Origin of the sequence: Bacillus sp. LJBS06, assembly GCF_016924995.1 — a bacterium.
Classification (GTDB): domain Bacteria; phylum Bacillota; class Bacilli; order Bacillales; family Bacillaceae; genus Bacillus; species Bacillus stercoris.
The window spans coordinates 1,465,086-1,491,066 of the sequence record NZ_CP070483.1; the positions used below are offsets into that span (position 1 = coordinate 1,465,086).

The 25,981-nt window shown below is 41.8% G+C and carries 25 protein-coding genes, 1 pseudogene and 1 riboswitch; of the genes and pseudogenes, 17 read left to right on the forward strand and 9 right to left on the reverse strand.

The features are described 5' to 3' along the window. Window positions 1-15: 15 nt before the first annotated feature. The gene (mgtE, locus tag JQX68_RS07595) at window positions 16-1,371 is read left to right on the forward strand and encodes a magnesium transporter (RefSeq protein WP_014663717.1); all 1,356 of its coding nucleotides are present in this window, start codon (window positions 16-18) and stop codon (window positions 1,369-1,371) included. Window positions 1,372-1,413: 42 nt separating this feature from the next. Here the strand turns inward: mgtE and JQX68_RS07600 are convergent, their stop codons facing one another. Continuing rightward, complete coding sequence (locus JQX68_RS07600) at window positions 1,414-1,746, reverse strand: MerR family transcriptional regulator (protein ID WP_003232541.1); 333 nt, start codon at window positions 1,744-1,746, stop codon at window positions 1,414-1,416. A 193-nt stretch (window positions 1,747-1,939) separates the two neighbouring features. On the opposite strand from JQX68_RS07600, the gene JQX68_RS07605 reads away from it, so the two are divergent. The 3 genes from JQX68_RS07605 to JQX68_RS07615 all read left to right on the forward strand — a co-directional run bounded on the left by JQX68_RS07605 (window position 1,940) and on the right by JQX68_RS07615 (window position 2,962). Beyond that, on the forward strand, window positions 1,940-2,095 hold the full coding sequence (locus JQX68_RS07605) for a hypothetical protein (protein ID WP_147771819.1): 156 nt from the start codon (window positions 1,940-1,942) through the stop codon (window positions 2,093-2,095). Between the two features lie 87 nt (window positions 2,096-2,182). Continuing rightward, the gene (ykoL, locus tag JQX68_RS07610; protein ID WP_071576660.1) at window positions 2,183-2,365 is read left to right on the forward strand and encodes a stress response protein YkoL; all 183 of its coding nucleotides are present in this window, start codon (window positions 2,183-2,185) and stop codon (window positions 2,363-2,365) included. 132 nt (window positions 2,366-2,497) lie between these two features. Next, complete coding sequence (locus JQX68_RS07615) at window positions 2,498-2,962, forward strand: MarR family winged helix-turn-helix transcriptional regulator (protein ID WP_003232536.1); 465 nt, start codon at window positions 2,498-2,500, stop codon at window positions 2,960-2,962. Between the two features lie 5 nt (window positions 2,963-2,967). On the opposite strand, the pseudogene JQX68_RS07620 reads toward JQX68_RS07615, so the two are convergent. After that, window positions 2,968-4,097, reverse strand: a pseudogene (locus JQX68_RS07620) (MGDG synthase family glycosyltransferase). 91 nt (window positions 4,098-4,188) lie between these two features. Between JQX68_RS07620 and JQX68_RS07625 the strand changes: the two are divergent. Beyond that, the gene (locus tag JQX68_RS07625; RefSeq protein WP_103748990.1) at window positions 4,189-4,740 is read left to right on the forward strand and encodes a YkoP family protein; all 552 of its coding nucleotides are present in this window, start codon (window positions 4,189-4,191) and stop codon (window positions 4,738-4,740) included. 27 nt (window positions 4,741-4,767) lie between these two features. Here JQX68_RS07625 and JQX68_RS07630 read toward each other — a convergent pair whose 3' ends face one another. Beyond that, window positions 4,768-5,580 (reverse strand): metallophosphoesterase, encoded by an 813-nt coding sequence (locus JQX68_RS07630; protein ID WP_040083326.1) that lies wholly within the window; start codon window positions 5,578-5,580, stop codon window positions 4,768-4,770. A gap of 192 nt (window positions 5,581-5,772) precedes the next feature. On the opposite strand from JQX68_RS07630, the gene JQX68_RS07635 reads away from it, so the two are divergent. Next, the gene (locus JQX68_RS07635) at window positions 5,773-7,467 is read left to right on the forward strand and encodes a DUF6044 family protein (RefSeq protein ID WP_205440615.1); all 1,695 of its coding nucleotides are present in this window, start codon (window positions 5,773-5,775) and stop codon (window positions 7,465-7,467) included. Between the two features lie 12 nt (window positions 7,468-7,479). Then, window positions 7,480-8,493 carry a glycosyltransferase family 2 protein gene (locus tag JQX68_RS07640; protein ID WP_136654592.1) on the forward strand — a complete coding sequence of 338 codons (1,014 nt, stop codon included), beginning with the start codon at window positions 7,480-7,482 and terminating at the stop codon, window positions 8,491-8,493. A gap of 19 nt (window positions 8,494-8,512) precedes the next feature. Here JQX68_RS07640 and JQX68_RS07645 read toward each other — a convergent pair whose 3' ends face one another. From JQX68_RS07645 to JQX68_RS07655, 3 genes are all read right to left on the reverse strand, one after another. Then, window positions 8,513-10,351 (reverse strand): DNA ligase D, encoded by a 1,839-nt coding sequence (locus tag JQX68_RS07645; RefSeq protein WP_069149485.1) that lies wholly within the window; start codon window positions 10,349-10,351, stop codon window positions 8,513-8,515. Between the two features lie 3 nt (window positions 10,352-10,354). After that, window positions 10,355-11,239: a non-homologous end joining protein Ku gene (ku, locus tag JQX68_RS07650; RefSeq protein ID WP_040083322.1), complete on the reverse strand. Its 885-nt coding sequence runs from the start codon at window positions 11,237-11,239 to the stop codon at window positions 10,355-10,357. 88 nt (window positions 11,240-11,327) lie between these two features. Then, complete coding sequence (locus tag JQX68_RS07655; protein ID WP_069149486.1) at window positions 11,328-13,736, reverse strand: EAL domain-containing protein; 2,409 nt, start codon at window positions 13,734-13,736, stop codon at window positions 11,328-11,330. Window positions 13,737-13,966: 230 nt separating this feature from the next. Here JQX68_RS07655 and JQX68_RS07660 point away from each other — a divergent pair, with 230 nt between their 5' ends. From JQX68_RS07660 to rsgI, 4 genes are all read left to right on the forward strand, one after another. Next, a complete protein-coding gene (locus tag JQX68_RS07660) occupies window positions 13,967-14,581 on the forward strand; it encodes a DedA family protein (RefSeq protein ID WP_069150765.1) in 615 nt (204 codons plus the stop codon). 47 nt (window positions 14,582-14,628) lie between these two features. After that, a riboswitch (yybP-ykoY riboswitch) is annotated at window positions 14,629-14,788 on the forward strand. Window positions 14,789-14,837: 49 nt separating this feature from the next. Continuing rightward, window positions 14,838-15,632, forward strand: coding sequence for a TerC family protein (locus JQX68_RS07665; protein WP_069149487.1), 795 nt, complete (start codon window positions 14,838-14,840; stop codon window positions 15,630-15,632). Between the two features lie 263 nt (window positions 15,633-15,895). After that, window positions 15,896-16,651, forward strand: coding sequence for an RNA polymerase sigma factor SigI (gene sigI, locus JQX68_RS07670; protein ID WP_040083319.1), 756 nt, complete (start codon window positions 15,896-15,898; stop codon window positions 16,649-16,651). After that, window positions 16,648-17,793, forward strand: a complete 1,146-nt coding sequence (gene rsgI / locus JQX68_RS07675; RefSeq protein WP_147771821.1) for an anti-sigma-I factor RsgI — start codon at window positions 16,648-16,650, stop codon at window positions 17,791-17,793. Before sigI ends, rsgI begins: the two co-directional genes overlap by 4 nt. Window positions 17,794-17,803: 10 nt before the next feature. On the opposite strand, the gene sspD is transcribed toward rsgI, so the two are convergent. After that, entirely contained in the window at window positions 17,804-17,998 is a 195-nt protein-coding gene (gene sspD / locus JQX68_RS07680) for an acid-soluble spore protein SspD (protein ID WP_003218568.1), read from the reverse strand. A 130-nt stretch (window positions 17,999-18,128) separates the two neighbouring features. Continuing rightward, complete coding sequence (htpK, locus tag JQX68_RS07685; RefSeq protein WP_014663731.1) at window positions 18,129-18,830, reverse strand: transcriptional regulator HtpK; 702 nt, start codon at window positions 18,828-18,830, stop codon at window positions 18,129-18,131. 171 nt (window positions 18,831-19,001) lie between these two features. Between htpK and htpX the strand changes: the two genes are divergently transcribed. The 4 genes from htpX to JQX68_RS07705 all read left to right on the forward strand — a co-directional run bounded on the left by htpX (window position 19,002) and on the right by JQX68_RS07705 (window position 21,914). Continuing rightward, on the forward strand, window positions 19,002-19,898 hold the full coding sequence (htpX, locus tag JQX68_RS07690) for a protease HtpX (RefSeq protein ID WP_014663732.1): 897 nt from the start codon (window positions 19,002-19,004) through the stop codon (window positions 19,896-19,898). Window positions 19,899-20,072: 174 nt separating this feature from the next. Continuing rightward, window positions 20,073-21,422 carry a Ktr system potassium transporter KtrD gene (gene ktrD / locus JQX68_RS07695; protein ID WP_147771822.1) on the forward strand — a complete coding sequence of 450 codons (1,350 nt, stop codon included), beginning with the start codon at window positions 20,073-20,075 and terminating at the stop codon, window positions 21,420-21,422. 151 nt (window positions 21,423-21,573) lie between these two features. Beyond that, window positions 21,574-21,729, forward strand: coding sequence for a hypothetical protein (locus JQX68_RS07700; protein WP_014663734.1), 156 nt, complete (start codon window positions 21,574-21,576; stop codon window positions 21,727-21,729). 2 nt (window positions 21,730-21,731) lie between these two features. Further along, window positions 21,732-21,914 (forward strand): hypothetical protein, encoded by a 183-nt coding sequence (locus JQX68_RS07705; RefSeq protein WP_040083315.1) that lies wholly within the window; start codon window positions 21,732-21,734, stop codon window positions 21,912-21,914. Between the two features lie 41 nt (window positions 21,915-21,955). On the opposite strand, the gene JQX68_RS07710 is transcribed toward JQX68_RS07705, so the two are convergent. Continuing rightward, window positions 21,956-22,978, reverse strand: a complete 1,023-nt coding sequence (locus JQX68_RS07710) for an acyltransferase family protein (protein ID WP_147771823.1) — start codon at window positions 22,976-22,978, stop codon at window positions 21,956-21,958. Between the two features lie 252 nt (window positions 22,979-23,230). Here JQX68_RS07710 and kinE point away from each other — a divergent pair, with 252 nt between their 5' ends. Both kinE and JQX68_RS07720 read left to right on the forward strand, forming a co-directional pair. Then, window positions 23,231-25,447, forward strand: coding sequence for a sporulation two-component system sensor histidine kinase KinE (kinE, locus tag JQX68_RS07715; protein ID WP_147771824.1), 2,217 nt, complete (start codon window positions 23,231-23,233; stop codon window positions 25,445-25,447). Further along, complete coding sequence (locus tag JQX68_RS07720; RefSeq protein WP_069838879.1) at window positions 25,444-25,941, forward strand: methylated-DNA--[protein]-cysteine S-methyltransferase; 498 nt, start codon at window positions 25,444-25,446, stop codon at window positions 25,939-25,941. The genes kinE and JQX68_RS07720 overlap by 4 nt, the downstream gene beginning before the upstream one ends. Window positions 25,942-25,981 lie beyond the last annotated feature (40 nt).

Below are 25,981 nucleotides of genomic sequence, written 5' to 3' on the forward strand. Positions count from 1 at the left end.
GAGGTACGAGTCCCGATGGTTCAAAACATGACCTATGACGAACTCATTTTACGCATCATTATTTTATTGCGAGACGGGAAAATCAGGGATTTCAGAAGCGTTATTGATGAGCTTCAGCCCTATGACATGGCGTTTATTTTTAAAGAAATGCCGGAAAAACACCGCGCCCGCTATTTATCTTATTTAACTGTAGACGATATCACTGATATGATCGGGGAGCTGGAACGCGAATTTCAGCTTGCCGTCCTAAATAAAGTCGGAAAAACAAAAGCAACACTGGCGATGAACAAAATGGACAACGATGACCTCGCACAATTGCTTGAAGAAATGGATGAAGAACTGAAGGAGCAGCTTTTGTCCAGCATGGAAGCGTCAGAGTCAAAAGCTGTACAGCTCTTGATGAATTATCCGGCTGACTCAGCGGGACGCATGATGACAAACCGATATGTGTGGATTCCTCAGCATTATACGGTAAAAGACGCGGTCGTCAAACTGAAAAGCTTCGCTGAAATCGCTGAATCGATCAACTACTTATATGTTATTAATGAAAGCAAACAGCTGGTTGGGGTTCTTTCCTACCGCGATTTGATCCTGGGTGAACCTGAAGAAAAGGTGCAGGATTTAATGTTTACCCGCGTCATATCAGCAGATGCTCTTCAGGACCAGGAAGAAGTTGCCCGCCTGATTGAACGTTACGATTTCTTGGCAATACCGGTTGTAGAAGAAAACAACGTGCTTGTCGGCATTGTGACGGTCGATGATATTATCGACGTCGTTATTCGGGAAGCTGATGAGGATTACGAAAAATTCGCCGCTTCCGGTAAAGACATCACCTTTGACACAAAAGCTTACGTGGCGGCATACCGGCGCCTGCCATGGCTGATTTTACTCTTGTTTATCGGGCTGATTTCAGGAAGCATTATCAGCTATTTTGAAGATGCGCTGAAGCAGGTTGTCGCGCTTGCGTTTTTCATGCCGATGGTGTCAGGGATGACAGGAAATACGGGAACACAATCTCTCGCGGTTGTCATCAGAGGTTTGTCTAAAGAAGAAATGAACAAAAAAACGATTGTGCGCCTGATCTTCCGGGAGTTCAGAACAAGTATTTTTATCGGAGCGGTTTGTTCTGTGCTAATCGCGATTGTCTCCATCATATGGCAGGGGAATGCGCTTTTGGGATTTGTTGTCGCTTCTTCACTGTTTTTAACCTTAATCATCGGCACGATGTCAGGAACGATTATCCCTATTATTTTGCACAAACTGAAAGTAGACCCGGCGATTGCTTCTGGACCGCTGATTACAACGTTAAACGATATTTTATCTTTATTAATCTACTTTGGCATTGCCACTGCATTCATACACTCATTATAAATATAAAAAGTCCGTCTCAACTGCGAGCCGGACTTTTATCATTTAACGGTTTTTGTACCGAAAGTGAGCATTAAGCTGCCCCTCCAGCATTTTTTTCCGCACTTGCGGATCGTTTTTTAACATCTGTTCTTTTTTGCGCATATCCTTTAAAATCTCTGCCGTCTGGACGCCGTCTTCGCGCTTATTGGCGATATCCATCAGACGCTCCACATCGGCAAAGGAGTATTTTCTTGTCCCCCTTGAAGAACGCTGCGGGTAAATGAGTTTTCGTTCCTCATAATACCTGATCTGTCTTACGGACAATCCTGTCAATTCACTCACAATTCCGATTGAAATCACTTTTTTGTCTTTATAAGAATGATCTTCTGTGGTCATTTTTCCACCCCTGGATGTCTTTTGATAATAGTATATAAAAAACAAAGAGAAAAAACCTGACGCTTGTCATATTTTCTAACATCAAATAGAAGATTTTTGAAAAAATGCGGAAGAAAAATTAACAAGAATAATGCGTAACACACAAGCGCGTTTTATCCTTTATGTAACGAACAAACGAGGAGGAAGGATAATCATGAAGGAAGAAAAAGCGGTCTCACTGGCAAAAGAAATTATCGAGTTGGATATCAAGCGTGATGAAATGCTGGAGACGTTTATGCAGCTTGCCGGAGAACAGGCTTTTCAATTATTAAGATCCGTTCAAAACGGACGGTACCGTAAGTCTTCGTAAACATAAATTCTTTACATTAGATTCATACCACGTTCATTTAAATAGAGTATCTTTTGTATAGGATACCTCAAAATGAAGGAGGACGCTATGAGTAATTTATTGAAATCCGCTTTAGAAAAAGAACGAAGCCATTATTCCGAAAAACTCTATCAAATTGGAGTTTATAATAAAGAGGTCATGAACAAAATGACGATTTCTGAGCTTCGGAAAGAATATGCTTATTTCTTTCGAAGCATTACAAATCACAGAAATTATCCTTATACAAGATAATGTATAAGGATTTTTTTGCTTTTAGAAGGAATTTCTCGAATTATAGCGAATACGTATAGTAAGGGACTGAACTCTTATTATATGTAAGGGTTTTCATTATTTTTTTATAAAAATCCTATATACGAGGTAGATATGATGAGATTATCGTTTAACGAAGAAGAAGTTGAGCGTGCGATGAATTTGTACAGAGTTTTTGCAAGGGCTTTCAAAAGTGTGTCCGAACATAGTATCCGTGATAGCAAAGAGCACGGTTTTAATCCCACTGAATTTGCTGTACTGGAGCTCCTGTACACAAGAGGCCCGCAAAAATTGCAGCAAATTGGGTCGAGACTTCTGCTTGTAAGCGGAAACGTCACATATGTTATTGACAAACTAGAAAGAAACGGGTTTTTAGTAAGGGAGCAGGACCCGAAAGATAAACGCTCCGTTTACGCACATTTAACTGACAAGGGAAATGAGTATTTGGATAAAATTTATCCGATTCATGCTCTGCGTATTGCGAGAGCGTTTTCAGGCCTTTCACCTGATGAACAGGACCAGCTGATCGTCCTGCTCAAGAAAGCGGGCATACACAGCCAGCATTTGCTGTTTCGTTAACGACTCTACACTCTCTGTTTCAGGAGAGTGTTTTTTTGTGTCATAGGATTCTTTTTAAAACATCTTCAATCTTCCTATCAGACATTTCTTCAAGATATTCATTGACGTGTGTTTGATATTTCTTCATCAGTTCACTTGATTGAAAAAATACCGCAAAACGTTCTTCTGCTTTTTGTACATCCCAGTTTCTCATATCTATGACAAGCTTCCTTTCTTTTAAAAGGTTCAAATTCATTTCCTCCTGTCCCGGCAGTGCATGATAAATAAATACGGGGAGCCGCTTCTGTAAGCATTCACTGATGGTCACGCCTCCGGGTTTTGTCATGATGCCTGCCGCCTGTTCGTACAAACGGTTCATCTCTGCTTTGCTGTGAAGGTAAGGAATCGCCTCAATTAAAGGGTGGTGTAAACTTTTGACATAGCAGTAGAGCTTTTCGTTTCTGCCGCATAATATTTTGTATAAGATCTTTCCGCCTGGCGACAGTTTCTGCACCCATTTTAACATTCCCCCGACTCCCATACTGCCTCCTGTGATGATGATGGTATATGGCGGATGATGCTGACAGGCATCTGCTGATCCCATTTCAAACATTCGGTGAACGGGTATGCCGGTCAAGTATATGTTTTTCTGATCGATCCCCTCTGATATGAGCTGCTTCTTTACTTCGGTGCTCGGAACAAAATGGTAATCAATGTTCTTCCGTCCCCATAATTGATTCACGAAAAAATCAGTGTATACATTCACAACCGTCAGATTCGGATATTCAGGCTTTAGCCGGTTCAGCAGATAAGAAGGCAGCGCATGTGTGCAGAAGGCGAAATCAGGCTGTTTTTCTTGGAGGATGTGCCTCATTTGCTGTGTGAACAGCCATTCGTACATGGAATAGCGTTTGTCATGCTGATATTCTCCGCAGGCGAGCAGCCGGTAAATGCCGCTATACGTTTTCGGGAAGTATTGAATCCATTTTAAATAAGCCGCGGAGGACAGTTTTTCTAACCGACTATACGCATGTGAAAAGATATCAATGTTCTCGGCTCCAAGCCCCTGAGACTCTAATTCAGCCTGCAATGCATCAGCGACATGATGATGGCCGGTGGAAATGCTTAAAAAAGGAAAAATGAGAATGTTTTTCATGACAGCCCTCCCAAAAAAATATGGCAACTATATTTTGGGGAGAACGCTCACAAAATATAAGGGTGTTTTTGATCATAAGGAAGGTGAAAAGATGAAAACCTGTTTCCTTTCCATTTGGAAAATGCTTGACCCGATTTATTTCTTTTTTTCTAGGCTAAGCTTGATTGACAAAGAGCAAAAAAGCGTTTTTCGAGTCAGGCTGACGAAGTATAAAGGACATCATGTCGTGCTGAGCGACGGAACGCATATTAGAAAAAATGATGTGCTCGTTAAAATCCATCTGCACAATATTAAGCTGATAAGAGAACTGCAAAGCATTGAGAGTACGGTCAGAAAAGGAATCATTATTTATCAGAAAGTATATCAATCAATGCCGCTTCTTCTTGACTATATCAACAATCATAAAAAAAGCGAGAAAATCAAAGGAATCATTGGGATTACGATGCTTGACAAAGGTGTAAAAAGGCTCGGCTTTGATGTGATCACCCCGGTGAACCCTTTTTACAGATGCTTTAAAAAAATGTCCCATGTGCCGATTTTATATTTGACTTCAAAGCCTGTGAGCTTGCGGCATTTACCGAATTCATCCTATTTGTTGATCTCAAAAGAAAAGCTGCAGAAAACCTATCAAAAAAAAGACTGATGCCTCGGTCAGCACAGTCTTTTTTGCTTAAATCTGATGAAATGTCACTTCAGGGCGGCTCCCGACACGGATATTTACGCCGGTTTGTCCTAAGCCTTCGCTGATATAAAATGGCTTATCGTGATGATAATGAAGACCTTTAATCATGTTCATGCGCACGAGTTTGCCCATTTTCACCAAATGATACGGTTTTGGCCAATGGATTTGCCCGCCGTGAAAATGGCCTGACAGCAGGTAATCATAATGAACATCTTTCATATCCAGAATAATATTTGGGTCATGTGTTAGTACAAGATGATAGCCGTTTTCCAAACTTTGATAAGAGCCGGTGATATTACTGCGATTCGTACTGTAATCATCAATGCCGATAATATTGATTGGCCCTGCAGCCGTCTCGATTCGAACATGTTCATTTTGAAGCGTGATACAGCCGTTTTCCTCTAAAACACGCTTCAGCCTCTGAAAGTCTCTTTCTTTCAATACATAATCGTGGTTACCGAACACCGCGTACATTCCATATGCAGGCTTCAGCTTTTGCAAGGCGTTCAAGTAACCTGCCAGCTTCGGAATATTGCGTTTCCGATCAAGAAAATCCCCGGTAAGAGCAATGATGTCCACAGGCTGATCTTTTGTTAAAAGATACAGCTCCTCAGGTGAGACTGAAATGTTTTCCAAGTGAAGATCTGATAAATGAAGGATATTTAATTTTTTTCTGGCTGGAAGGCCGTCTTTTTGATCGATTGAAATGGTGTTGACTTTCACATCTTTTGTATTGCGGTTCGCTTTATATAGAAATGGCACAAATACGAGTATGGCCAATGAAAGTAAGATTGTAAACAAAATATATCCCCTCCCTGCTATCAGTATAGTAAGTGATCAAGCACTATGGATAGCGGGAATTAATGGGTAGAGACAGGCTGAAAAACGGATTGTCATATGATGAATGATTTGGAAGGGAAAAGGGATAATAAATTTTGACACATGAGGCAGAACATGCCGACGGAGTCAGAATAACAAATGGATGTGTAAGCAATGTTACGGTTGATGAGACAACAAAAAAAAGAAACATATTATCTCTGGATCGCATTATTTCTCCTTTTGCTGTATGTATCCCCGCTTTTTATTTTAAAGGAAGATGCCCATATCCGGGTCCACGATAATTTAGATTCCAACATCGCTTGGTACAAGGTTCTTGCCGATAGTGGAGAAATCGTCGGCAAGGTTGACGCTGCCATTCCGCAAATCATTAACGGGCTGCCACGGGATGCCTTTGGCACCGAGTGGAGCGGCATTGTTTGGCTCCATGTTTTCTTTTCTTCCATGACTGCCTATGCAATAAGCCAAACGGTTACAAGAGTTGTCGCTTTTTTTGGAATGTATGTGCTGCTGAAGAAACATGTGATCCCGGAGCCAAAAGCGGCTTTCATCCGAATTGGCGTATCGCTTGCATTTGCCTTAACACCTTTCTGGCCATCGGGAATGCTGAGTACGCTTGGGTACCCTTTGGCACTGTGGGCTTTTTTAAATATCCGAAAAGGGGATATCTCATGGAGAGAGTGGCTGACGCTGGGCTTGCTCCCCTTATACTCAAGCTTTGTGCTAGGCTTCTTCTTTTTCCTGGCAGGAATGGCGTGTTTTTGGCTGTATGATGCCATTACAAAAGGAAGATGGAATCTGATTTTCTTAGGCAGTATTGCATTTATGACGAGTATCTATCTTTTCGTTGAATATCGGCTTGTCTATTCGATGTTGTTTGAGCATGCACCGATGCATCGGATTGAATTTATCTCATCCAGGCATGACGTTTGGCATTCTCTTCGACTATCCGTAAAAAACTTTGTCTATGGCCATAATCATGTGATGACCGTTCATACCGTTGTCATCCTACCGATTCTGCTGCTCGTATTTGCTGCTCTGCTGTTCAAACGAAATCGGACAAATCCAGAAAATGTTTATCTGTTTTTATGTGTGCTTAATTACGGACTGTCATTATGGTATGCGTTTTGGTTTAACAAAATTTGGGCAGTGCCTAAGCAGACATTTGCCTTTTTAGCAGAATTTAATTTTGCCCGATTTCATTTTCTGCGACCGCTTGTTATATACGTGAGCTTTGCGCTTGCTTTATATCTTATTTGGCGGATGGGGAAAGGGTGGAAATGGCTTGTGTACGCCGCGGTCGCTGCACAGCTGATGGTGCTGGCGCCTTTTAATGAAGAGTATACGTATGGTGTTCATTACAACGCGCCGACATTCAGGGAATTTTATGCATCCGAGCAATTCAACGAGATTAAGGAATTTATCGGACGCCAGCAAGATTCGTACAGGGTGGCGAGCATCGGCCTGCATCCGTCAATCGCCCAATATAACGGGTTTTATACGTTAGATACGTATAACAATCTATATCCGCTTTCTTATAAATATGAATTTAGGAAAATCATCGAAAAAGAGCTGGAAAAAAACACTCGGCTGAAACAATATTTTGATGAGTGGGGCAGCCGCTGCTACCTTTTTGTCGATGAACTCGGTAAACGATACGATTTCAAAAAGAACTCGAAGAAAACGATTAACAATCTTCAATTAAATACAGATGTATTTAAAAAAATGGGCGGACGGTACATTTTTTCTTCAGTTCCGATCATGAATGCTGAACAAAACCATCTTGCGCTTGTCAAGACGTTTGACCATAAGGATTCCGCTTGGCGCATTTATTTATATGAAACAAGATAAGGAGGATATCGATTGAAACAGCCACAGCCAGTATTAACCATCGTCGTCCCGTGTTTCAATGAAGAGGAAGTGTTTCAAGAAACAAGCCGTCAGCTGACAGAGGTTGTAGACGATCTAATTGAAGAGAAATTAATTGCTGAGAACAGTAAAATTCTATTTGTCGATGATGGCAGTAAAGATCGCACTTGGTCTTTGATTGCCATGGAGAGCATAAAAAACAAGAAGGTTACCGGCTTAAAATTAGCCTGCAATGTCGGCCACCAAAAAGCGCTTTTAGCCGGACTCCATAAAGCGAAGAATAGGTCAGACTGTGTCATTTCGATTGATGCTGATCTTCAGGACGACATCTCTGTGATCCGGGATTTTATGCTGAAATATCATGAAGGCTGCGAGATCGTGTACGGTGTCCGCCGGAGCAGAAAAACCGATACCTTTTTCAAACGCACGACCGCATTAGGATTTTATCGCCTCATGAATAAGCTTGGGATTAAATTAATTTACAATCATGCTGATTTTCGTTTAATGAATAACAGATCCCTTGAAGAGCTTGAGCGTTATCCAGAAGCGAATTTGTTTTTAAGAGGCATTGTTCCCATGATCGGTTTTAAGTCAGCCGAAGTGTTGTATGACCGCAAGGAACGCTTTGCCGGCAAAACGAAATATCCGCTGAAAAAAATGCTGTCATTCGCTTTTAACGGGATTACATCATTCAGTGTCGCACCAATTCGATTCTTTACGCTTTTGGGATTTGTTTTATTTTTTCTCAGCGCTGTGGCAGGGATTGGCGCGTTTATTCAAAAGCTGCTCGGCCATACGAATGCAGGCTGGGCGTCTCTCATCATTTCCATTTGGTTTTTGGGCGGGCTGCAATTGATGGGAATTGGGATTATCGGAGAGTATATCGGGACGATATTTTCCGAAGTGAAAAGACGCCCGAAATACGCGATTGATATCGATTTGTATAATGAGCCGCTGAGCCCGCTTCAGCGCCAGGAAAAAGAGCGATTAGAGAAAAAGTACAGTTAAACGGAAAGAGCTGACTTCATTAGTCAGCTCTTTTTTTCAACTGATGTAAAATAGCGCTAAGAGGTTCGTCCTGCGGGTTGCGGTAAAAATCAAAAAATGGGCAGCCCTTCTTCTTAATTCGATCAATGACGGTATCAATTGTAAACAGAGCGGGTGTTAAAGATGATTGGACTTCATGCCAGTAAAGCGGTGCCGCGACAGTCCCGAGCTCATTTCCTCTCGTCGAATAGGGACAGATAATCGTTTTTCCTTCTGCATGCTGCAAATAATCAAGATACAATTTGCCATGCCTGTTTTTAATCAAGCGTTCAGTGGTAAATAGTTCGGGAAATGCATTGGTGCAGTACTCGGCAATCAGCTGTGTAAATTGGCGTGTTTCTTCATACGTGAAAGCCTCAAAAGACAAGGGAATATAAAGCTGGATGCCTTTGTTGCCGGACAGCTTCGGGTACGAAGTAATGCCAAAGGAGTCAAACAGCCGCTTCAGTTCATTTGCAGCCTGAACGGCCATAATAAAGTCATCTCGCGAAGGCGGGTCTAAATCAATGACAATCTCAGCCGGACGGCTGCTTCTAATGGTTTGAAAAGGAACGTGAAACTCCAAAGCAAGCTGGTTGCAAAGCCATAACAACGTAGACATATCCTCGCAGACAATATGCTCATGGCTTCCGTCATAGAAAGATTGAACAAAATCCGGCGCGTAGTCCGGCTTGTTTTTTTGGAAAAATGATTCGCTCCTAGCTCCATGCGGATAGCGAATGACGGTGACAGCACGGTTTTTCAGAAATGGAAACAGGTAGTCACTGACTTCAATCATATACTGAATAAAATCTTCTTTTGTTTTTTTATTCTTTTCAAATATGATTTTATCCAGGCTTGTGAACTGAAGCTTTGGGTGAACCGGTTTAGAGTGGCGTATGACTTGCGCATATGTGCATTCGGTCCAGTCCATTTGGAATTCGAAACCGACAAACGATACCTCTCTTAGTGTGCCTTGAAGAATCGTTAAGTATTGAACAGTTGCACAAATAGAAGGTTCAAGCGTAAATTCGCCAGAAGGTGCTTGATGTCCGTGCTGTTCCATAATCTCTCGTATCGCGCTTTTTTCCTCATCACGCATTCCGTGCGAGACAGAGGCTATCGGTGTCATGATCCCGTTTTTTAATACGGACACCGTCAGAAACCCATTGTTAGGGTTGAAGCCTGTTATGCAAACATGTGCTTGTTTAAAGTTTTTATATTTGAGCCAATCGGACGACCGCTTCTTTCCGAGCCATTTGCTGTTTGTTTTTTTCGCTATAATTCCTTCTCCGTCATATTTCATTACCATTTCCCAGAGTTGATCAAAATGATCGTAACAGGGGATATATTGGATGGTTTCCTTTGCGTAAGGGTCTGGAGACGCAGGAAGCTTTGCTGCGGACATGAGGTCATACAGCGATTTTTTACGGTCCAAATACGAAAGAAGCGTTACATCTTCTCCGTTTCGCTCTAATAAGTCAAAAGCGAGAAAGCAGCACGGCCTCGCGTTTGCCGATTCCTGAATCTTGTCTGGCCTTTTTAAACGTCCCCGTACTTGAAGATGTTCAAAATCTGCACGACAAGGATTCACCAAACATACGATTTCTCCATCAAGTGTCAGCGGAAGTTCTTTTTCCATAGGCTGAAAGACACTTTTGGCGAATTGTGTGATTTCAGGGAAGGTGCTGTTGAGCTCCACACCATTTCTGCTGGTTAAGGTCACACCTGAAGAATGGATGCGAAGAATACATCGGTACCCGTCATATTTAACTTCGTAACGCCATTCTTCTCCGATTGGCGGTGACGAAGTAAGGACCGGCTGCATGGTTAACGCCATGGACTATGACGTGCCGGAGGCTTTTTTTCTAGTCGTTTTCCGTTTTTTATCTCCGGCTCCTTTCGGTTCAGCGGCTTGTGCAGGTGCGGCAGCCGGTGTCTCGGGGTTCGGTCTTCTGGTTCTGTCGATGCTGGCTTGCAGTGCGCTTACCAGGTCAATGACATCTTCACGCGGTGGCGCTTTATCAGGAGTGACGGCTGTCTCTTTATTTTCAAGCTTGTCATTGACTCTTTGCAGCAGAGCCTGACGATACGTGTCCTCATATTTTTCAGGTTTAAACTCAGCAGTCAGTTCATCTATTAATGTGATAGCGGTTTGCAGTTCCTTATCATTTACATTCGATTGATCAGGTACACCCGGGACATGAGCGGCGCTTCTGACCTCATCCGGATAATGGATGGACTCCATGACGATACAATTTTCATAAACGCGGAGAATCGCCAGCTGCTGCTTTGACCTGATTGTCATATTGGCGATACCGATCTTTCCGGTTGAACGCAGCGCCTCACGCAGCAGAGTATAGGCTTTCGTCCCGTTATCCCCGGGGCCGACGAAGTAGGAGCGGTTAAAATAAATCGGATCAATTTCCTGAAGCTGAACAAAGTCAACAATCTCAACCGCTTTCTCCTCATGCTCCTGCTTTAAGCTTTTTAAATCTTCGTCCGTCAGCACTACATATTTTCCTTTTACATATTCATATCCTTTGACAATTTCATCAGGACTAAGTGTTTTTTCGCAATTTGTGCAAACTTTCTCGTATTTGATTGGTGCGTGATCCTCTTTATGGAGGCTGCGCAGCTTAATATCTTTATCTTCTGTGGCCGCATATAGCTTGATGGGGATATTTACTAATCCGAAACTGATCGATCCCTTCCACATTGTATGCATATCGATAAACCCCTTTTTTTCTTTAGTGTGAAGAGGAGGGGGGCGATTCATGTGTAGTAACTTATGGGTGAAAAAAACAGCCGCGCTATTATTGCGGCGGCTGTTCAATAATGAATTGTTCGATTTGTTCCGGCGGTATTGGCCTGCTGAAAAAGAATCCCTGCAAATGGTCGCAGCCTTTTTCATAAAGGAGCTGCTTTTGCGCTGAATTTTCAACACCTTCGGCAATCACCTGCAAAGACAGCTGATGGCCCATGGCAATAATAGCCCCTGTAATTTGCTCTGATTTACGATGGGTTTGAATATCGTCAATAAATGATTTGTCAATTTTCAGCCTGTGAATCGGAAAGTGCTTCAAATAGCTAAGCGAGCTGTGGCCAGTACCGAAATCGTCAATACTGATTCTGATTCCTAATTCCGTTAGCGATGACAAAACCTTTTTGGAGTGATCAAGATTGTCCATTGTCATGCTTTCTGTCACTTCCACTTCAAGAAGGTGCGGAGGAAGCTTGTATTTATTCAGCGTATCCTTGATGAGGGGGATCAGATCTTCGGATTGAAACTGTTTGGCGGAAATATTGATGGCGACAGAAAGATCATAGCCTTTGTCATGCCAAACCCTTGCCTGTTTGCATGCTTCATCTATAATCCACTTTCCGATATCAATAATAAGGCCCGTTTCTTCTGCGACACCGATGAATTCTCCAGGTGGGCACAGCTGCCCGTCGGGTGTGACAAGGCGTATTAATGCTTCTGCCCCTGTCATTTTTTGATTTTTTGCACTGAATTGCGGCTGATAATGTAAAACAAACCTATCGTTTTCAATTGCTTCTCTAAGTACGATCTCTTGATTCAGCTTGACGGTTTCTTTGTTCCCGATTGAAAAAGAAAAGTACCTGTATTTGCTTTTGTTTGGTTCTTTAGCGGCATACATCGCCATATCAGCCTTTTTCATCAATTCAAGGCCATCCGTCCCGTCTTTTGGAGATATTGCAATCCCGATACTGACAGATGTGACTAGAGTGTGCTCTTGGATTTTAAAAGGTTTTTCGAATTTTTGTATAATTTTTCTTGCTAAAACATCTGCCTCGCCAGTTCCTGTATTGGCGTCTGTCAATATAATAATAAATTCATCGCCGCCAAGACGGGCAATAAATCCGTTATCAGGAACTACAGATGACAGGCGCTTAGCTGCAAGCTGAAGCAGTTGATCACCGACATTATGCCCTAATGCATCGTTAATCACTTTAAACCGGTTTAAGTCCAGAAAGAATACAACGGTGTTATAATGTAAAGTATGCTCGCGATTCAGCACTTCTGTTAGGTGAGAGATGGCATGCCTTCTGTTAGGTAAGTCTGTAAGCGAATCATAATGAGCCATTCTATGGATTTCTTTCTCTGCTCTGTACTGCTTTGTCATGTCTTTGCAAATAACATAAATGCTGTCAAGCTCTTGATTGACCTCAACAGGTATGAGCGTAATATTTAAGTGAAACTGGCCTTTTTCAGTAATCAGATCGCTATCACTGTTCATCGCTTGTTTATCTTTTTTTACTTGCTCAAAAAGGCGCTTAATTTTCTGGGATGTATAATTTCTCCAATCGTGCATGCTGAATCCAAATTTGCTGATCATTTCCTCGCCGGCATGATTTGATGATATAATGTCGCCTTCTAATGACAAAATAAAGATGGCATCAATATTGTGGTTGATTAAAGATTGAAATCTCTGTTCGTTATCCTTTATGCGTTCGCTTTGTTTCATAAACTTTCGGTCTGCATGGGAACTGAATAATAATAATGTTTGTATACAAAAAATAATTAAAGTAACAAAAATTGACCAATGAAACGTATGTACTTCCATATGGCTTCCGGGAGGGGCCGTGTCCTCATGGAAAGTTGCGGCAAGCATTCCTGTATAATGCATGCCCGAAATCCCTAAACCCATTACAAGTGAACTGATGACTTTATAATACATAAGATGATCAGAATGTTTTTTTACGGCCAAGTCAAAGAATATCTTTAACGAGACGAAAGATGCTGCAATCGCAATGATAATTGAAACTGTAAATAGAATCGGTTCATATATAATCATTACCCGGGAAATGGCAGACATTCCGATATAGTGCATAGAAGCAATAGATGCGCCAAGCACAACTGATCCGGTAAGCAGTCTGTAAAATGTAAGAATGTTCCGGCTGACAAAATATAATGACACAAATGATCCAGAAACAGATGCACCAATGGATGCCATTAAAGGCATGAATTCATATTCCAACTGCATCTCCATCTCCATATGGACGGCCATCATCCCTACAAAATGCATTGACCAAATCCCGAATCCCATTATAAGTGAGCCGCCAATCAGCCAAACTTTACTTTTTAAACCCGTATGGATCGTGACTTTCCTTGACAGTTCAAGGGAAATGTATGAGGCGGCACAGGCAATAAGAATAGATAAATATATGAGCGTCGTATTATACGTAACGTGTAATTCCAAATGGAGATTCCTCCCGTATCTGATGTTCCAGTCTTGTTGACTCTCTTTATTATCGGCTGCTTAACTCCAGCCTTTCAGCCTTCAAGATGATAGAAATACGAGTGAGAACTATTTTTAGTTCAGCTGACCGTGAAAAATGTGTTAAAATCATGTTGACGTTTTCCAAAAAAATAAAATGTACAATACATAAATAGGGAAAAGGGGAGTTGAAGGCTATCGAAGAGCTGGTAATGTCATGGATAGAAGCATTTAAAAGCTTATCTTATTTTGGAATATTTCTAGCGCTCAGTATTGAGTTTATCCCCGCTGAAATCGTCCTGCCTCTTGCGGGCTACTGGGTATCGAAAGGCGATATGACGCTTGCCGGCGTTGTTTTGGCAGGAACGCTAGGAGGAGTGGCCGGTCCGCTTACGTTGTATTGGATAGGAAGGTACGGAGGAAGGCCGTTTCTTGAACGTTTTGGGAAGTACCTTTTTATTAAGCCTGAAGCGCTTGATAAGTCGGATCAATTTTTTAAAAAACATGGGGGTTTTGTCGCCTTCAGCGGCCGTTTTTTGCCTGGCATCAGGACATTGATCTCCATACCGTGTGGCATTGCAAAAATGAATGTTTGGGTGTTTTCGCTTTATACATTCATCGCTATGCTTCCGATTACATTTGTATATGTTTATCTCGGTGTGAAGCTCGGTGAAAATTGGAAGGAAGTCGGCTCTATTCTTGATCAATATATGCTTCCGATCGGGATAGCGATTTTGGTGCTGTTCCTGCTCTACTTATTGATGAAAAAGAGGAAGAAACGCACGCACTCCGAACATTTATCAGTATTTTTAAAAAATAAACGTTGACAAATCACCGCACTGCGCATATTATTGACGTATAAAATGATATTTCTTGAAATCCCAAAGGGGAGTAGCGTCCGGAATATATTCCGGAAACAAAGTCGTCATTTCATGGATGGTATCCATCGGCTTTGTTGGCATGCTTGAATTCATGTCTAGCAAGACCTTTGCCTTATGTCGGCAAAGGTCTTTTTTGCATGGTCCGGCCGGCATAAGATCGGATGAAGAGAAAGAAAACAACTTTTTTGGGAGGGTATCATTTATGGATGCAGCATTATTATTAGAGTATGGTTGGGTTCTTCTCGTCTTGATCGGGCTGGAAGGGATTTTAGCCGCTGATAACGCACTGGTTATGGCGGTCATGGTAAAACATTTGCCGGAGGAAAAAAGAAAAAAAGCGTTGTTTTATGGATTGGCAGGGGCTTTTGTACTGCGATTTGGCTCTTTATTTGCAATTTCTTTCTTGGTCAACGTATGGCAGGTTCAAGCGATTGGCGCGATCTATTTGCTGTATATCTCAGCAAGCCACTTATTGAAAAGATATGTATTTAAGAAAGAAGACACGCATAAAGAGACGAAGAAAAGCGGTTTTTGGCCGACTGTTTTAAAAGTGGAACTGGCAGATATCGCGTTTGCTGTTGATTCTATTTTAGCAGCAGTAGCACTGGCGGTTACGCTCCCTGGGACATCACTCCCGAAGATCGGCGGACTTGACGGAGGGCAATTTATCATCATTTTGGCCGGTGGTATAATCGGACTGGTGATCATGCGATTTGCGGCTTCAATGTTTGTAAAGTTATTAAAGGAACGTCCAAGCCTAGAAACAGCAGCCTTTGTGATTGTCGGCTGGGTCGGAGTGAAGCTTGCTTTATATACGCTTGCCCATCGTGACATAGCGGTTGTTTCTGAACACTTTATCCATTCTGGAGCATGGAAGCTGATTTTCTGGGGTGTCTTAGCGGCAATTGCAGTTAGCGGCTGGTTTATGTCAGGTGGGAAAAAACAGCCGGAGAGCACACAAAACGAACAAAAAAACAGCACCCGGGAACGGGCGTAATCTGAAAGACTCTGCTTAAAAGCAGAGTCTTTTCGTGTTTGAAGCGTTTTCACGGGCGAAATAAAATAACATTTTTATAACAGCTTTGTTACAAAAAACACGCATAAAACCCCCTTAATTCTTTAGAAAGGCACGAAATCATGTATAGGACGTCAGAATGGTTTGTCATAATTGAGACATTGGAAATCAATATTTCTTTTTCTCCTTTGCGAATCCCTATCAAATTAGCTATCATTAATGAGTAGTTATAGGGAGGAACTGAGGTGAAACCAGTGCTTAGCCTTTTGTTTAAATTGGGAAAAAAGAAGCAAACCCTTGAAAAAGCTGTTGAGAGTATACAAAAAGGCAATAAAGATCTGCAAAATGAATTAATACAGCAATATAAGCCATTTATCGCAAAGACGGTTTCATCCGTTTGTAAACGATATATAGATGAAAAAGACGATGAGTTCAGTATTGGGCTGATCGCGTTTAATGAAGCTATTGAAAAATATTCACCTGAAAAAGGAAATTCTCTGCTCGCATTTGCTGAGCTTATTATAAAAAGAAAAGTCATTGATTACATTAGAAAAGAAGCCAGAAGCGCACAAAATATAAATATCGATTTACAGGAAGGAGACGATCAGGAGTCATCACAAAGCCTGATTGAAGCCGAGCTTTCCATTGATGAATACCGCCGTCAGATTGAACAGGAGCAGAGGCGGGAGGAAATCCTCTATTTTCAAAGGCAGCTCAAGGATTATGGTTTGTCGTTTAAAGAACTGCTTGAAAATTCTCCAAAGCACACGGATGCAAGGCAAAACGCCATAAAGGTGGCAATGACGCTTGTTGAACACGAAGAATTGGCCGCTATTCTGTATACAAAGAAGCAGCTTCCAGTGAAACAGCTGGAGCAGCTTGTCTCTGTAAGCCGAAAAACGATTGAGAGAAACAGAAAATATATTATTGCGATGTGTATTATTATTACGGGTGATTATATTTATTTAAAAGATTATCTTAAAGGGGTGCTGCACTCATGAGAAGAGGGATTATAGTAGAGAAAAATAAAAAATTCGTCACGTTGCTGACCCCTGACGGACAATTTTTAAAAGCTAAAAATGATCGCCACAGCTATGAAATCGGAGAGGAAATCATGCTTCCGAGTGAAACACGCATGGGCAGAAGGGCCAGCTTTTTTGATTTTTTTAAACTGCGCCCTTTCAAAATGGGGATTTTTACGATGACTGCTATTATGCTTTTTATTTTTATAGTTCTCCCCGTTTTTTCCAACAATAAGGCCTATGCGTATATGACAATCGATATCAATCCAAGCGTCGAAATGGCGTTAAACAGCGATTATGAAGTGATTGAACTGACGCCTCTAAACGATGAGGGAAAGCAGGTCGTAAATGATATTGATGATTGGGAGAAGACTGATTTTAAAAAGGTGATTGACGATATTATAACCGACTGCAATGAGCACGGGTATGTAAAGAAATCGAAAGAAATATTGATTTCCACTGTTTATGAAAATACGGAAGACAATACATATAAAAAAGCTGTGAAAAAACAGCTCAACGATGTGACTGAAAAATATAAAACGACATACCGCATGGAATCTCTTGAGTCAGATATGCAAACGAGGGAAAAAGCGAAGAAAGAAGGCGTTTCAACAGGCAGCTACATCAAATCAAATGAAAAGAATAGCAATAAAGATTTAAAAGATGACTCCAGCAAACCATCCGGGGAAGAGGATCAAAAGAGAGAAGAAAATGAAGGTGAAAACACCGATCAAACCGACTCCCAAGACAGCAAGCAAGGAGATAATGAACAGTTGAATGATACGGATTCCGGTGACCAGAAAGAAGATAAAGCGGATGACCAGACTGATAAAAGTGATAAAGATAAAAATGTAAAGGAATCAGATGAAAACACAAATACCGAAAAAGATGGGGACGATGAGCAAACCCCAATACAAGATCCTCAAGATAAAGGAAATGAAAATAACAGCGCTGACAAAGGTCAAAGCCAATACCACAGGGACTGGAACAATGGTGAACAGGGCAAGAATCGTTCTTCATCCAGAAGGGATAACGCTTCAGACCGCCGTAATCCAAACGGCTACAGCAGTGATAATAATTCAGCACAAAATGAAGATTCGCCGAGTGCCCCCGGCGAATAAAGACCTGAATTTATTTAGTTGTGCCGTTTAACTGAGATTGTGCTTGCTGCACCAGCCGCTTTGTCATTTCTCCGCCTACAGAGCCGTTAGCGCGTGCGACTGTATCAGAACCAAGGTTCACACCGAATTCTTGAGCCACTTCGAGTTTAAATTGGTCTAGTGCCTGCTCCACCCCTGGAACAACGAGTTTATTTCTGCTCGCCATCTTTTTCATCTCCTTTTTCTATAAAGAAATTCTTAACGCGTATTTAGTTTGAAATATACGGGGATTATTTATGCTGGCAATTGTTGTGGAGAAAAATAAACCCCCGGCCTCTGAGCCGGGGGTGCGCAGACTATAAAATGTCTGCTGTCATTTTATGAGCGGTTGCCTGAATATGGAACGTTAAAATGGAGAGGACTGTAATGGCGATAATCTGTCTGATTTTAAGCCATTGGCCGTCATTCAGTTCTTCAAAACGGTAGCGGAGACGTTCTGTCTCCTGTTCGACGATCACCTGCAGATTTGATTCTTTCATAGAAGGAGTATCTTGGTGATGAACGGCATCAAGCACATATGCACAGCTTTCATAATAAGCAATCGGGCTAATGACATCATCAGATCTGTCTGAGATTGTGTTAAAGGCCACTTTTAAAATAGCCCGTATGTGTTCAAAGTCATAAATGGATTTTAAATCACGTACAATTAAAAGAATAACTGCTTGTTCAACTGAGTATTTTTTGCCCAGCTCAGGGTGTCCGATCAGATCCTTGATATCACGCTTTACCCAGTTTTGAATCGCGGTTGACTTTAATGAAGTCAGTTCGCATAAGTTGCCGAGCTCTACGATTTCATTTGTAGAGAGGCCGAATTCTTTTTTCTGTTTTTTTCGTTCGTATCTTGTAAGAAATTCAGGAATTTCAAGATGATTGGCTGCTTTTTCTGCTGACATGTTCGCTGATTGGACGAGAATGTCGAGCGGGCTATGTTCTCCTTGTCCTTTTAGGGAATAGAGCAGCCGCACCATATCGGTTCGAGAAAGTTTAAAAATGTTCATTGTTCACCTCTTTAAACAATTTGACGCGGATAAGCGGTTTATGTATAAGTTCAAAATTGAAGCGTCAGCAAATTACATTAACATCATACGTCGAATTCCTTGCATTTTCAAATGGATGTTTTATAATTTAAATATACAGGTTCTTTTGAACTTAAAATAACGGAGGTTGTTATGGCGAAAAGAATTTTTCTGTTTATTTTAACGAATATTTTGGTGCTTACAACAATCGGGATTGTTTTGTCTATTTTGAGCTCTGTTACCGGAGTAGGGACATACTTTACAGCTGATGGCGGTATTGATCCAATGGCGCTTCTTGTGTTCAGTTTAGTCGTTGGCTTTGTCGGTTCCTTTACGTCTCTTGCAATGTCCAGATGGATGGCAAAGACGATGATGGGCGTGAGAGTGCTGAATCCGAAAAAACACTCACTCAGCTACGAGGAACAGCAATTGGTTGATCGTGTCCATAGATTAAGCCGTTCTGCAGGGTTAACGAAAATGCCGGAAGTCGGGATTTACCGTTCACCTGAAGTAAACGCGTTTGCGACTGGACCGTCTAAACGCCGTTCTCTTGTCGCAGTATCGTCTGGGCTCTTGGAGCAGATGGATGATGCGGCGGTCGAAGGAGTGCTTGCCCACGAGGTCGCGCATATCGCTAATGGTGATATGGTAACAATGACGCTTTTACAAGGAATCGTCAATACCTTTGTCGTCTTTCTATCACGCATCGCAGCTTGGATTGCAAGCCGTTTTGTCAAAGAAGATCTAGCGCCGATCGTACATTTTATTGCAATGATTGTCTTTCAGATTATCTTTTCGATACTTGGCAGCCTGGTTGTGTTTGCGTATTCACGCCATCGTGAATTCCATGCTGACAGGGGAGGAGCGGATCTTGCCGGCAAGGATAAGATGATTCATGCGCTTCGGACGCTTAAAGGCTACTCTTCCCGAATGATGGAAGACGATCAGACAGCTGTCCAAACGTTAAAGATCAATGGCAAGAAGCGCTCTTCACTTTTCTCTACTCACCCTGATTTAGACGAGCGTATCAGACGGCTGGAAGCTAAGTAATACAAACACATTGTTCCTCTGAGGAAATTCTCAGAGGTTTTTTTATTTTATCCATTGATTAAAAACATAAAAAAATAAGCAAGTTAAGAAAATGTTACGTAAAAGCCTTTAAAAATGGACCTAATATCTTTAGAATAATTACCGTACTTAAAAAGAGAGGCAGAAGGATTTTACATGAAATTAAAGTTTGGAAAATTGATACAGGCCCTGTCACCGGCCCAGCTGATCGCATTATATTATTTTCTTGCAGTTACTGTGGCCGTTATATTGCTGAGTTTGCCGGCGGGCCATAAACCGGGGGCGGACTGGACGTTCATTGATGCGCTGTTTACCGCCGTCAGTTCAGTCAGCGTAACAGGGCTGACGGTCGTTGATACAGCTGATACATTCAGTACAACAGGCATTTTTATATTGGCATTTGTTCTGCAATTTGGCGGAATCGGGATTATGACGCTCGGAACGTTCATTTGGCTGATCATGGGAAAACGAATCGGGCTGAAAGAACGGAAATTGATTATGGTTGACCAAAATCAATCCCAGTTTTCCGGGATTGTCAATCTGATGAAGCAGGTTCTTTTTCTGATCTTGTGGATTGAATTTTTTGGCGGGCTTATACTCGGCACTTATTTCTTAACCTACTATGATTCCTTTCAGGAAGCTTATTTACACGGGTTTTTTGCCAGTATCAGCGCAACGACAAATGGCGGATTTGATATTACCGGTAATTCGATGATTCCATTTCGTCACGATTACTTTGTGCAGTTTATTACAATGCTTTTAATTATATTTGGAGCGATTGGATTTCCTGTGCTGGTTGAAGTAAAGGATTTCCTGTTTTCAAAGCATCGCCGTTATCCATTTACGCTTTTTACGAAGATCACAACGATTACGTTCGGCTCGCTTGTCTTGTTTGGAGCCATAGGCATCTTTGCCCTGGAAGCAAACCATACGTTCGCAGGAAAATCATGGCATGATATTTTGTTTCTGTCCCTGTTTCAATCAACGGCAACCCGAAGCGGGGGTCTTGCCACAATCGATATCAGCCAATTATCAGATCCCACACTCTTTTTTATTTGTGCGCTGATGTTTATCGGAGCGTCGCCAAGTTCAGTCGGGGGAGGCATACGGACAACGACTTTTGCCTTGAATCTTCTTGTGCTGTTTCATTTCGCTCGCGGTAATAAGTCCGTAAAGGTATTCAAACGGGAGCTGCATCCTGCTGACCTGATGAAGTCGCTTGTTGTCACAATGATGGCGATCTTGCTCGTTTTTGGCTCGACACTCATTCTGACCATTACAGAAAAGCATTCCCTGCTGGAGCTTTTGTTTGAAGTGTGCTCGGCATTCGGTACAACCGGTCTGTCACTTGGAATTACGGCTGATTTGAGCAGTGTTGGAAAATGCGTCATTATGATTGTTATGTTTATCGGACGAATCGGCATCCTGACCTTCCTGTATCTGATCGGTAGAAAGGAAATTGAAGCGAATTATCATTATCCGAAGGAAAGAGTGATTATCGGATAGACAAAACACCGCCAATTCAGCGGTGTTTTTTGATTGCCAAAAAAAAAGATGTGTGCCTCCTGTTCAGTTGGAGAACCTAACTTCGACAGGTGCAGTTTAATGCCCCTGCATCTTTAGCCGAAATGTGTGAAAACTGGCGAGGAGGATTCGAATGAAGCGTAAAGCTGAAGTAAATGAAGCCATTAAAAATAACAATACACCTACTGAGAGCATGGACCCAAATTCATATAAGACACAATATCATGACGACCCCAATTTTAGAGGGGCAAACCGCAATTCCAAACAGGGTAAGCAGGGAGGCATGTGATTGTGAAGAAACACCGTCATAGCAGAGATATGCAAAATCATAAAAAGCCTATGAATAAGAAGGTGCTGGAGGAAGAATTCTCAAGTGAATTTGGGGATTACAATGCCGGAAAGATCATCGAAACGCTGGAAGTCACAAAGCCTGAAAAGAAAAATGAAGAAAACAAAAATAAAAAACAGAAATAAAAAAGACCTCTTAGGCGGTGTCCCGCTTAAGAGGTGCTTTTCTATTTTAAATAAGCATTTTTGCCCGTTCCTCTGACAAATTGCAATAAGCTGGTCATCCTCAGCTCAATGAAAGGCTGAGCAACTGTCTTAACAAAGTTGCTGGAGAGTACTGATGTCAGTGCTGCTGTTAAAAGCAAGAGCATCACTAAGCTTTGATAGTCAGTAAGCCAATCCTCAAGACCGACCTGCCGCAGCGTTTTAATAATAAACCCGTGAAGCAAATACACGTAAAATGTCCGGGTCCCCCATTTGGTAAAGAAATACCGTTTTTGCGGAACGAGCGCTAAAAAGCTAAAAGTTGCCGCAAAGGCGAGTACATACCAGCCGATTCGGGATAGTCCGCTTACAAGGGTAACGTCTCCAAATGAAGAATACGGTTTTGAACCAAACAGAAATGAATAGTCAAAATCGATGCCCCAGCAGATGACGAATACGGCGGCAAGCACTCCGAGCGCAATTTGTTTGCCTCGTTTTGATCTCAATAAATCAAAATGATGTTTATTTAAATAAAAACCGACAAGGAACATCGGTAAGAATACGAATGTCCGTGACAAACTCAGCGTGCTGCTGACAAAGTCCAGATAACCGACCAGCACGGCGAATCCGCAGCTGACAAACAGCGCCCCCAGCTTTGAAAGCTTTGAAAAAGGATATAGAAGCAGGTTCCAAAAGAATAAGCTTACAAGAAACCATAACGACCATTGCGGATCAATCGGGTTCATATTTGCCATGCTTTCATCTTGCATAATGTAATAAAAGACGGAATAAATGATTTGGAAAATCAAATACGGAATAATCAGCTTGGCCGCCAGTTTTTTTACATATCCCGCCCGTTTAAAGCCTTTCGCGAAATAACCGGATACAAGAATAAATGCAGGCATATGGAATGTGTAAATGAACTTGTAGAGGTAGAGCATAAAGTGATTATCATTAATAAAGGAACGAAGAATATGACCGAATACAACAAGGAATATCAATAAAAATTTTGCGTTATCGAAATAACTGTCCCGCGATTTACTCATAGCATCACCTTCTCTTTCATCAGTCACTAAGAGATTATTCCCTGCTGGTACATATTTTAAAATAAAAGATGAAAAAGGAATCTAAAAAAATGCTGATTGTTAGGACGATGTAAAGTGGCGGTAAGGATCGTAGAAAATGTCTTTGGAATGTAATGGCGCTGAAATTTTCTGAAATTTATAGGGCAAATGAAGGAAGTTCCCGCATTTTGTAGAAATATTGAGGGATAGGTTTTGAAGAAGGAGTGTACATGCATGGAAACTCTTGATGTCCAGACAAACTCGGAGCTGCGAGAGGAACTGAATCGCCTCAAAGAAGAAAACGCGCGACTGAAAAAGGAATTGAATCAGCATCAAGTGATTGTCAACAATACGCTCGATGCTATTTTTATTTGTGATAACGAAATGCGAATCGTTCAGGCGAATGAAGCAACAGAAAGGATGCTTCAAGTTGATTCGAAAGATTTAAAAGAGCGTTCTGTGTTGGATTTTTTGTTTTCAATCCCAAAGGATGAACTGAATCTTGCCGTAAAGAAGTTTTTTAAAAAAGGCTTTCTGTGGAAGGAGGTCCCGATCAGGCTTGATTGCGGGGCGACAAAATACATAGAATTTCTGGCCAAAAGAGGCATTGGCGAGGATTTCTTTTTTGTTGTCATGAGAGACATATCTTCTAAGAAGATTTTGGAGCGGGAATTCTCTATGAATGAACAGCTTTTTAAGGACTTGTTTGACAGAGCGGTTGATGGAATCGTCCTGTTTGATAAAGATGGCGGTTTTATTGATGCCAATTTGTCCTTTTGTAAAAGCTTCGAAATCAATCATAATGAGCTGTCTCATTTGTCGTTGTATGAGTTCATAGACAGCGGCTCAAGAAAAGATTTCGACAATATCTGGAAGACGCTCAACCGCAAGGGAAAAGCGAAGGGGGAGCTGCCTGTCAAGCTTCGTTCAGGAGTCCAAAAGCTATTTGAATTCACGATTACATCAAACATCATCAGCGGTTTTTATATGTCTATTATGAGGGATATCACAGAGAAGCGGTCTATGGAGCTCCAGCTCTTTAAAAGTGAGGAGCGATTCAGAGAAATCTTTGAAAATGCGATGGACGCTATCATCATTTGGTCGAATGACGGAAGAATCGTTAAGGCGAATCAATCAGCCTGCAAAATCTTCGAGCTGCCGATGAACTTGCTGTTGAAAAGAAAGCTGTGTGATTTTCTCGTCGACTCGCAGCAGAAATACAGCATAACGAAAAGGAAATATGCAAAGTACGGAGAGATCAGAGAAGAGCTGCTGTTTCAAATGGGGAATGGGCAGTTCAAAGAGCTCGAATTCACTTCAAAGCGGACAATACTTGAAAACCAGCATTTAACGATCTTAAGAAATGTCAGCGACAGAAAGCGGATGGAAAAGGAGCTTCGGGAAAGCGAGCTGAAATTCAGAAAAGTGTTCAACGGCTCAATGGACGGCAATGTATTATTCGACAATCAATACAGGATTATCGACGCCAACCCGTTAGCAAGCCATATTTTGGGCCTGTCACATGAAGAGATCAAACAGCACAGCCTGCTAGATATTATTTCTGCTTATGAAATAGAAAATCTGGCATCACCGGCAAGGCAGATTAATTTTGATGAAATGGACAACGAAATTCCATTTTTGCTAAGCAGCAGTGACAATCGAAAACTCGAATTCTCTTTTAAACGGAATATTATTCAAAATATGAACTTGGCTATCTTTAAAGACGTTACAGAGCGAAAAGAATTGGAGGAACGCCTGCGCAAATCAGATACCCTTCATGTTGTCGGCGAACTCGCAGCCGGCATTGCCCATGAAATCAGAAATCCGATGACCGCTCTTAAAGGCTTCATTCAGCTCCTGAAAGGAAGTGTCGAGGGAGACTACGCCCTTTACTTCAACGTGATCACCTCAGAACTAAAGCGCATCGAATCCATCATCACCGAATTCTTGATTTTAGCCAAGCCCCAGGCCATTATGTATGAGGAAAAACATGTTACCCAAATTATGAGAGACACGATAGACCTTCTAAACGCGCAAGCCAATCTCAGCAATGTACAGATGCAGCTTGATTTAATGGACGACATTCCCCCGATCTACTGTGAACCGAATCAGCTGAAACAGGTTTTTATCAACATATTAAAAAACGCCATCGAAGTGATGCCTGACGGCGGAAACATTTTTGTGAAGATAAGGGTACTGGATCAAGATCATGTCCTCATCTCCTTAAAAGACGAGGGGATTGGAATGACAGAAGATAAATTAAAGCGCCTTGGTGAACCATTTTATACGACAAAGGAACGGGGAACTGGACTTGGGCTTATGGTAAGCTATAAAATTATTGAAGAACATCAAGGCGAGATTATGGTCGAAAGTGAAGAAGGAAAGGGCACCGTTTTTCATATTACGCTTCCCGTTAGACAGAATGCTGAAGAAAGAAGGAATGATGAGTGAATTACTATATGACAGCTGAAACGCCGCTCGGTGAATTTATCATTGCCGAAGAGGAGGGCAGGATCACCCGTCTATTTCTCAGTCAGGAAGATTGGATGGATTGGAAAGAAACCGTTCAGAAGACAGAACACAAGGAAACACCTCTTCTTGCAGAAGCGAAAAAACAGCTTCATGAATATTTCGCCGGAGAAAGAAAGACATTCTCCCTGCCGCTCAGCCAAAAGGGCACACCTTTTCAGAAAAAAGTGTGGGAGGCGCTGGAGAGGATCCCATATGGTGAATCCCGAAGCTATGCTGATATTGCCGCTGCAGTCGGGAGTCCGAAGGCGGTGCGCGCTGTCGGACAGGCTAATAAACGGAACGACCTGCCGATTTTTGTTCCGTGTCACAGAGTGATTGGCAAAAACAGTGCGTTAACAGGCTACGCCGGAAGCAAAACTGATATCAAAGCTTTTTTGCTGAACATCGAGCAAATCTCCTATAAAGAAAAATAAAACATATGGCACGTTCCCTTTTTTCACTGACGACATATCA